At 71.1% G+C, this 6,003-nt stretch carries 6 protein-coding genes and 1 pseudogene; 2 read left to right on the forward strand and 5 right to left on the reverse strand.

Translation table 11 applies throughout. The features are described 5' to 3' along the window. Positions 1-402, forward strand: a pseudogene (locus tag FJV41_RS47415) (hypothetical protein); the annotation flags it as partial. 49 nt (positions 403-451) lie between these two features. Next, a complete protein-coding gene (locus FJV41_RS47420; RefSeq protein ID WP_141649229.1) occupies positions 452-1,066 on the forward strand; it encodes a polysaccharide biosynthesis/export family protein in 615 nt (204 codons plus the stop codon). On the opposite strand, the gene FJV41_RS47425 is transcribed toward FJV41_RS47420, so the two are convergent. From FJV41_RS47425 to FJV41_RS47445, 5 genes are all read right to left on the reverse strand, one after another. Next, the gene (locus FJV41_RS47425) at positions 1,063-1,890 is read right to left on the reverse strand and encodes an inositol monophosphatase family protein (RefSeq protein WP_141649230.1); all 828 of its coding nucleotides are present in this window, start codon (positions 1,888-1,890) and stop codon (positions 1,063-1,065) included. The genes FJV41_RS47420 and FJV41_RS47425 overlap by 4 nt on opposite strands. Positions 1,891-1,907: 17 nt before the next feature. Beyond that, positions 1,908-2,468 carry a TlpA family protein disulfide reductase gene (locus FJV41_RS47430; RefSeq protein ID WP_141649231.1) on the reverse strand — a complete coding sequence of 187 codons (561 nt, stop codon included), beginning with the start codon at positions 2,466-2,468 and terminating at the stop codon, positions 1,908-1,910. Position 2,469: 1 nt separating this feature from the next. Next, positions 2,470-3,942 carry a UDP-N-acetylmuramate:L-alanyl-gamma-D-glutamyl-meso-diaminopimelate ligase gene (gene mpl, locus FJV41_RS47435; protein ID WP_141649232.1) on the reverse strand — a complete coding sequence of 491 codons (1,473 nt, stop codon included), beginning with the start codon at positions 3,940-3,942 and terminating at the stop codon, positions 2,470-2,472. Further along, entirely contained in the window at positions 3,935-5,125 is a 1,191-nt protein-coding gene (locus FJV41_RS47440) for a serine hydrolase domain-containing protein (protein ID WP_141649233.1), read from the reverse strand. The genes mpl and FJV41_RS47440 overlap by 8 nt, the downstream gene beginning before the upstream one ends. Next, a partial coding sequence (locus FJV41_RS47445) for a S66 peptidase family protein (protein WP_141649234.1) occupies positions 5,122-6,003 on the reverse strand: 882 nt, incomplete at its 5' end. The genes FJV41_RS47440 and FJV41_RS47445, both read right to left, overlap by 4 nt.

Below are 6,003 nucleotides of genomic sequence, written 5' to 3' on the forward strand. Positions count from 1 at the left end.
GGGCAGAACTTCGGGGAGGCGGGCGGCGGGACGGTGCTCGGCCAGCTCGACGGCACCTACCTGTTCAGCCCCACGCTGACGTTCAAGGGCGGCTACCTGCGCATGCTGGAGCCGGTGGCGGCCTACGGCATGTTCCGGGACGACCGGGTCTCCGCCGAGGCGCGCGCGTTGCTGGGCGGCAAGCTGACCTTGCACGCGATGGGCATGGTGGACTTCCTGAGCTTCTCCGGCAACCGTGGCGACACGGTGGTGACGGTGGACGCGGGGCCCGAGTACCAGTTCCGTCCGTGGCTCACCGGCGCCGCGGGCTACATGCTGAGCAACCGCTCGTCCTCCGTGGATGGCGGCGGCCTGAACTACACGCGTCACGAGGGGTATGCTCGCCTCTCGGTGACGTACTGAGCCCCCGCAGCGCCGGGGAAGCTTCCCCGCCCACGAGGTCTCCTCCCGGATGAGAACGCTCCGCCTCTGTCTCGCCCTGCTCCTGTCGGGAGCGCTGTCCGCGTGCTTCGGCTCGGCGCCGCGTCCTCCTCCCCCCACGCCCACGCCAGCAGCGGAGGCGGGTGAGGCCCGCTCCGGCGGCGGCACACTGGGGCCCGGGGACGTGGTGGAGGTGCGTGTCTTCCAGGAGCCCGAGCACTCCGGGACGTGGCGCCTGTCACCCGAGGGCACCATCGACTACCCGCTGTGCGGCAAGGTGCCGCTGCGCGGGACGACCCCCAGCACCGCGGCGGACACGCTGCGCGAGTGCCTTGCGCGCTACGTGCGCCGGCCGCAGGTGTCGGTGCTGATCCGCGAGTACAACTCGCACAAGGTCTTCGTCTTCGGCGAAGTGCAGAAGCCCGGCACCTTCCCGGTGGATGGAGAGATGTCCATCGTCCAGGCGATTACCCTCGCGGGCGGCTTCACCAAGCTGGCGGCGAAGAACAACACGCTGGTGACGCGCGTGGTGGACGGACTGGAGCGCAAGATTCGCGTGCCCGTCGAGGACATCGGCGTGGGGCGCGAGAAGAACTTCATGCTCCAGCCCGGCGACATCGTCTTCGTGCCGGAGAGCTTCTTCTAGGGGCGCGGTGTCCAGCCCAGCTCGTCGATGAAGTGCCGGGCCTCGGAGAGCAGCACCGGAGCCAGCGCGGGCGCGGAGGCGATGACGTCACCGCGCATCACGCTGAACGGTGCGCCCGTGACATGGCGGATGACGCCTCCGGCCTCCTCCACGAGCAGCGAGCCCGCGGCGATATCCCAGGGCTTGAGGCTGAACTCGAAGAAGCCATCGAAGCGACCTGCGGCCACATAGGCCAGGTCCATGGCCGCGCTGCCCGTGCGACGCATGCCCTGAGCGCGCAGGACGAAGCGGGTGAAGAGGCCCACCGGCCCCTCCGGCTTCTCGCGGACGTCGTAGGGAAAGCCCGTGCACAACAGCGCCCTGTCCAGCCTGTCCACGGTGCTGGCGCGCAGCGGGCGGCCATTGAGCGTGGCGCCCTCCCCTCGCGCAGCGGAGAACAGTTCGTCCAGCATCGGGTCATACACGGCGCCGGCCAGCACGCCACCGGGGCCCTCCACGGCGACGCTGACGCAGAAGTGCGGCACGCGGTGGGCGTAGTTGGTGGTGCCGTCGAGCGGGTCCACGAGCCAGCGGAGACTGTCCGAGCCCGCCGTGGCGCCGCTCTCCTCCGCGAGGATGGCGTGCGTGGGGTGGCGCAGGCGGATGAACGCGAGCAGCGCCTCCTCGGATGCGCGGTCCGCGTCCGTCACCAGGTCGATGCCGCCCTTGAGCTCGATGACGCGCTCGCGGAAGAAGCGGTCGGCGAGGATGCGGCCGCCGAGGCGCGCGCCCTCCTCCGCGGTGCGGCGCAGCTCGGCGGGAGTCTCCGGGGCCGTGTCATCCATGACGTCTCCTGGGAGGGCTACGGCGCGGGCTCGGCCAGCAGCGCCTCGATCTCCGACTGGTACTTGGTGAGGAACTCCTCGTTGAAGCCCTCGTGGACGTGGCGCACCACGCCGCGCTTGTCGATGAAGTACGTCGTGGGCATGCCGCGCACCTTCAGCGTGCGCTCGGCCACGCGGGCGTTCTCGTCGACGAGGACGGGCAGGCCCACCTTCACTTCCTTCAGGAACGGCTCAATCGCGCGCGCGTCCTCGTCCACGTTGAGCGCGTAGACCTTGAGGCCCTTGGCGCCGTACTCGCGCACGAGGTTCTCGTAGAAGGGCAGCGCGTCCCGACAGGGCTCGCACCACGTGGCCCACACGTCGACCAGCACCACGCTGCCCCTGTCACTCACCAGGTCATACAGCTCGCCACCGGGGTAGCGCTTCACCTGGAAGACGAGCGGCTGCGTGGCGGAGACCTGCGTGCCCTGCTCTTCCGCGCCACCGGGCACGGCGGGAGTGAGGGGCGGCATCGTGCTGCTGCGAGCACAGCCCGTGACGGACAGGACACCCAGGAGGACGGTGAGCGGGAGGCGCATGTCAGGCAGTCTCCCCCGAGCGGGCCTTCAAGGCCACGAGCAGCTTCTCGATGAACCCACCGAAGGCGCCGTTGCTCATGACGAGCAGCACGTCACCGGGGCGGGACTCGCGCGCGACCAGGTCCACCATGGCCTGCACGTCGGTGGAGCCCTCGGCGGTGATGCCCTGCGCCTGGAGGTCGGCCACCAGCTTGCGCACGTCGAGCTCCTCGCCGACGGGCACCTTGTCATGTCGCTCCGGCACCTTGAGGCTGGCGCGGGCCGCACCGGTGAAGGCGTGGGCGTAGTCCTCCTGGTGGATGTTGCGGCGGCTGGTGTTGGAGCGGGGCTCGAAGATGGCCCACAGCCGACGCTCGGGGTAGCGGTGGTGGATGGCGTCGATGGTCTCTCGCACGGCCGTCGGGTGGTGCGCGAAGTCGTCCACCACGAGGATTCCATTCGGCTCGCCGCGAGGCTCCTGCCGCCGCTTCACGCCCCGGAATGTGGACAGGCCCCTGGCGATTTCGTCGAAGGACAGGCCCAGGCCGCGCGCGGCGGCGATGACGCTCAGCGCGTTCTCCACGTTGTGCAGGCCGCCCATGGGCAGCTCCACCGTGCCGAGCACCGTGCCTCGCTCCACCACCTGGAAGCGCGCGCCGTTGGCACCGAAGGAGACCTCGCGAGGGACGTAATCCGCTTCCGCGCCCTCCTTCGCGACGTAGGTGACGACGCGGCCCGGGCACCCTTCGCGCGCGAGCTTCACGGCGTTGGGGTACGCGGCGCAGACGACGAGCTGCCCGTCGGCGGGGATGAGCCGGACGAACTTCTCGAACGTCGCCTCGTAGTGGGGCAAGTCGCGGAAGATGTCCGCGTGGTCGAACTCCACGCTGGTGAGGATGGCCGTGCGCGGACGGTAGTGGAGGAACTTGGAGCCCTTGTCCCAGTAGGCGGTGTCGTACTCGTCGCCCTCGACGACGAAGTGCGGCCCTTTGCCGACGCGGTAGTTGCCCGAGTAGTTCTGGGTGACGCCGCCCACGAGGAAGGACGGGTCCTTGCCGGCCTCGACGAGGACGTGGGCCATCATGGAGGACGTCGTCGTCTTGCCGTGGGTGCCGGCGACGACGACGGAGTGCGAGCGGGCGAGGAAGAGCGAGCCCAGGGCGGCGGGGAAGCTCATCTGCTTGAGGCCGCGCTCGCGGACGGCGGTGGCCTCGGGATTCACGCGGCGGATGACGTTGCCGATGATGACAAGGTCCGGCTTCGCGTCGTCCAGGTTCTCCGGGCGGTAGGGCGAGGCGGCGGGGATGCCCCACGCCTTGAGCATGTCGCTCATGGGTGGGTAGACATTCTCGTCGCTGCCGGTGACTTCGTAGCCGGCGGCCTTGAGCATTCCAGCGAAGGAGCCCATGCCGGTGCCCGCCACGCCCACCAGGTGGACGCGGCGGACGCTGCCGGGCTCGAGGGTGTCGAGGACGTTACCGTTGTCGTCAGCCATGCGTTCCCTGCGAGATGGCGGTGAGGCCGAGCGCCTCCACGACGAAGTCATGGAAGACGGGTCGGAAGTCGCGGATGCGCAGCTCCTGGCGGCCGAGCGCCACGCGGTTGGTGACGAGCGCCACCACCAGCGAGCGACGCAGGTCCACCCAGAGACTCGTTCCGGTGAAGCCCAGGTGCCCGACGGCGCCCGGAGGTGAGTCGCCCACGAAGCGGCCCGCGCTGGAGCCGACCTGGGACGGTGAGTCGAAGCCCATGGAGCGCGTGCTGCCCGGAACGAGCGCATCCGTGGCGAGCGCGCGGTGCCAGAGCGGGGCCGGCGCAATCACGGGGCTCGTCCCCGCACAGCCATCGAGCACGGCCTGACCGAAGCGGGCCACGTCCACGGCGGTGCCGAAGAGGCCCGCGTGTCCGGCGACGCCGTCCATCACCCAGGCGTTGTCGTCGTCCACTTCACCCGGGCGCGTGGGCTGGGTGGGCACGTCCTTCCACAATGTCTCCTGACCGGGCGCGGGCTCGCGGGGGCGAGTGGCGCCTGTGGGCGCGGGCACGGAGTCGACGGGGAAGTCGGTGAGGCGGTGGAAGCGGGCGGAGAGGCCGAGCGGCTCGGCGACGTGGCGGGAGAAGAGCGTGTCGAGCGGGGCGTTGGCGGCGCGGGAGAGAATCTCGCCGAGGAGGATGAAGCCCACGTCGCTGTACGCGGTGCGCGTGCGAGGCGCGGCGGCGAGCGGCGTGGACGCGGCGGCCTGGAGGACCTCGTCGCGGACGCGGGAGCGCGTGGCGGAGGGACAGGTGGCGTCGAGCAGCTCGGGGTGGGCGGTGAGTGCCTGGGCGAAGAACGGGACGAAGGGAGGCAGGCCGGAGCGGTGGTAGAGCAGGTCCGCGACGGTGGCGCCCGCGTCGCCGACGGGCGAGCCAGGGAAGTAGCGGGACACGAGGGTATCGGGCCCCACCTTGCCTTCGGTCCACAGGCGGAGGAACAGGGCGGTGGTGCTGAGGACCTTCGTGAGCGAGGCGAGGTCGAAGCGCGTGTCGCCAGAGACTTTTCCCGCGACGCCGCCGAAGACCTGGACGCCCCGGTGGAGGACGACGGCCTGGGCGGCGGGGAAGACGCCGATGCCCACGGCCTCGTCGAGCAGTGTCTGGAGGACGGCGATGGGGTGTTGTTCAGGAGGGGCGCTCATGCGCGCACGGCTCCTTCGAGGAATGTGAGCCGGGCCGAGTCCGCGTCCAGGCGGACATGCGTGCCGAGGGCCACGGGGTAGTTGAGGGCGCCGTGGCCGATGGGGAAGCCCGCCGCGCAGGGGACGCCCGACTCGCGAGCGAGGTCTCTGAGGACGTCGCCGCTGGTGTAGTCGGTGCCCCGCTCCTCGCAGGCGGTGAAGTCGCCGAGGACGATGCCGCGCACGCGGGAGAAGACGCCGGCGAGGCGAAGCTGGGTCCACATGCGGTCGAGGCGGTAGGGGCGCTCGGTGACGTCCTCGAGGAGGAGCACGGCGCCGTCGAGGGGCGGCAGGTACGGGGTGCCCAGGAGGGTGGCGAAGACGGAGAGGTTGCCGCCGACGAGGTGGCCCTCGGCGGTGCCGGGGACGTAGGTGGCGGTGCCGGTCAGCGGGGGCGGGGCCTCGGGGGACTCGAGGAGGCGGAAGAAGTAGTCGCGGACCTCGGGAGGCTGCTTGCCGAGCTGGGTGAGGACGGGCCCGTGGATGGAGACGCGGCCGAGGACCTGGAGGGCGGCGTGGACGGAGGTGAGGTCGGAGAAGCCGGTGAAGAGGCTCGGCGCGGCATCGGCGAGGGGAAGGCGCGGGAGGAGCCGGGCGCTGCCGTAGCCCCCGCGGGCGCAGAAGATGGCGCGAGCGGAGGAGTCGAGGAGGGCGTGGGAGAGCTCTTCGGCGCGGCGCGAGTCGTCACCGGCGAGGTAGCGCCAGGCGGAGCCGAGGTCGGGGCGGAGGACCGGGGAGTAGCGCTCGGCGATGACGGCGAGGCCGACGTCGAAGAGGGGGCGGTCGAAGGGCCCGGAGGGAGCGACGACGTGGACGGTGTCGCGGGGGCGGAGCGGGAG

Origin of the sequence: Myxococcus llanfairpwllgwyngyllgogerychwyrndrobwllllantysiliogogogochensis (assembly GCF_006636215.1) — a bacterium.
In the GTDB taxonomy this organism is placed as follows: Bacteria; Myxococcota; Myxococcia; order Myxococcales; family Myxococcaceae; genus Myxococcus; species Myxococcus llanfairpwllgwyngyllgogerychwyrndrobwllllantysiliogogogochensis.